Below are 2659 nucleotides of genomic sequence, written 5' to 3'. Positions count from 1 at the left end.
GTCGTCCCCGCGGACCCGAAGGAGTGGGTCGAGATCCTGCCGCAGGATCCGCTGTCGCCGCGGAGCTTCGGCCCGTCGCGCCGCGTCAAGCTCTGAGCTCCCCCGCCTGTGCGCGCACTTCATCCCCGTGCCGTGTTATTCACGGAGAAGGGAAAACCGGTTTTTTTTCGGAGCGAGCTTCCCCGAGGCGTCCACCTGAGGGTAGACAAGGACCATGATCCAGGAGGACCGCTTCCATGACCCGTCTCCAGCTCGAGACCTGGTCGGCGTTCTGCGAGGATCCGACCGAGACGACCTTCGAGAGGCTCTACGAGGAGTCGAGCGCCCTCGTCTACACCATGGCGCTCCGCATCCTCGGCGACGAGGAAGACGCGCGCGACGCGTTTCAGTCGACCTACTGTCGCCTCCTGCTGCTCGCCAGGCAGACGAGAGAATCCCGGCAGGTGGAAGATGCGGCGGCGCTCGTCTGCCGGCTCGCGGTGCGGGAGGCGGATGCGCTTCGCCAGAGGCGGCGGCGGCGATCGAGAAAGGAGGTCGCTGTGGACATCGAGCCGGTCGCGAAGGATCCGCGTCACTCCCCTGCGGATGATGCTCACCGCCGCGATGTGCGCCGGCGCGTGGCGGCGCTGGTGGCAGCTCTGCCCCGCAAGTACCGCGTGCCGATCTCGCTCCATTACTTCGATGGCCTCACACACCAGGAGATCGCCGCTGCGCTGGGAATTTCGCGCTCGACGGTCTCGGGCCGCATCTCCCGCGGGACGAGACGGCTCAGGCCGGCCCTGCTCCGGGCGGGACTGGGAGAGAGCGCGGCGGTCTTCGCCGCGATCGCGGTGCTGCGGCAGCTCGTCGCGCCTCCTTCCTGCTTCGCCGCTGCGGGTGTTTTCCGCGCGGCGACCGGAGCCGCGGCCGCCACCGGTGTAGCCTCGGCGGGCACGGCGGGGTACTCCTCGTCGCTCGCGACGTCCCTGACCTGGCTCGCCTCGGCGAAGGGGAAGATGCTGGCCGCTGGGATCATCGCCGCCGTCGCGATCGGAACGTGGACGTTCTTGCACCGCCCCGATGAACGAGGAATCGACCCGCCTCCCGACACGAGTGTCGCTGTCGTTCCCTCGAGCGGTGAAGCCGAGACGGCGGACGCCGCATCAAAGACACCCGCACGGGCCTCCGCCGTGCCGTCTACTTCCGGTGCGAGCGCGGACGGAACGTCGAAGCCGCCGCGAGATGCTCTGCCTGCCTCGGCTTCGCAGCCGAAAGGAACCGGCGCCGGCGCGGTGGCGACCGATGACGATGCGAGCCCTCCGAGCATCTTCGGCCGCGTCTTCCTCCGGGATACCGGTCAACCCGCCGCCGGGGCCATGGTCGTCCTGCTGCCCGACGGTCCCGCGGTGACGGCGGACGACGAGGGGACGTTCGAGTTCCGAGGGGCCGAGCCGGGGCGCGTCGCCGTCGGCGCTCGTTTAGGCGCGTACCTCTCCCACCTCAGTCCGCAGGACGTCGAGTTCGTGCCGCTTGGGGATGGACAGCGCCTGGGGCCGATCGACCTCGCCCTCGTCCGCGGCCTCGAGCTCTCGGGGCGAGCCGCCGACGAGGAGACGGGAAGACCGATCCCCGGGGCGAAGGTCTCGATCAGCCTGCCCGTGCTCGGAACGCTCGAGGCGGTGACGGATGCAGCCGGCCGCTACCGATTCGAGGGGCTTCCCGCGATGGAGACCCGTCTCGACGTGCGGGCGGAGGGCTACGCGTTCCGCCGCGTGCTCTACCGCCTCGCGATCGACGCATCCGGCGACTGTCCCCTCGATCTCGAGCCGGAAGGCATCGTCGAGATCCTCGCCGTCGATCCGGAAGGGACTCCGCTCGAGGGGGTGCGCGTCTCCTATTTCCTGGAGGAATCGTTCGCGGGCTGGGAGGATTCGCGCTCCACCGACGCCGACGGGCGGCTCGTTCTCCGCGGCGTCAGCGTGCGCCATCCGCCGCGGCTCGCGGCTTCGCTCGAGGGTTATGCCCTGCGTGAGCATGCGGTCCCGCGATTCGAGAGCGGCGACCGTCAAGCGCAGATCACTCTCGTCCTCCGTCCCGAAGAGCCCGCCGCCGAGCCGAACGAGGTCGCTGCCGTAGCTCTCGAGGGTGGCCACCGCGCCGAGATCATCGTGATCGACGAGGACGGGCATCCCCTGCGGGATGTGATGCTCTGCCCCTTCGTCGCCGGCCGGGAGGCTCACGAGTACCTCGAGATCCCCGGGCAGCCGCGAAGGGTGAGCCCGGCGCGCACCGACGCGCAAGGACGAGTGACGCTGGCGGACTTGCCCGCCGAGACGGTCTATGTCGACCTGTGGGCCTACCGCCGGACGGACATCCGCCACCTGGAGATCGCGCTCGACGCGGAGACCGAGATCGTGATGAAGCCGAGCGGCGCGATCCGCGGCCGCGTCATCGACGCAGACACCGACCAGCCGGTTTCCGACTTCGTCGTCAAGGTGAGCGGCGGGGGGGTCTCGGTGACGCGTTCTGGACCTGGTCAGAAGGTGTCCGACGACGAGGGGAGGTTCGTACTCGACGACCTCAACCAGGATCGGACGTTCGCTGTCACCATCGAGGCCAGCGGATACATGCCGCTCCGCCGGGAAAGCGTCGCGTCGCAGGCGCCGGACGATGAGCGCGT

At 69.5% G+C, this 2659-nt stretch carries 1 protein-coding gene; it reads left to right on the top strand.

Annotated features, from left to right (window positions below):
* Nucleotides 1-236 precede the first annotated feature (236 nt).
* Nucleotides 237-2659: sigma-70 family RNA polymerase sigma factor (locus JW876_12150; GenBank protein ID MBN1886259.1), on the top strand; the 2423-nt coding region annotated here is incomplete at its 3' end.

The organism is Candidatus Krumholzibacteriota bacterium, from assembly GCA_016931295.1.
Classification (GTDB): Bacteria; Krumholzibacteriota; Krumholzibacteriia; order Krumholzibacteriales; family Krumholzibacteriaceae; genus JAFGEZ01.
The sequence above is the reverse complement of the archived record's forward strand: the minus strand, read 5'-3'. Positions and strand labels throughout refer to the sequence as shown.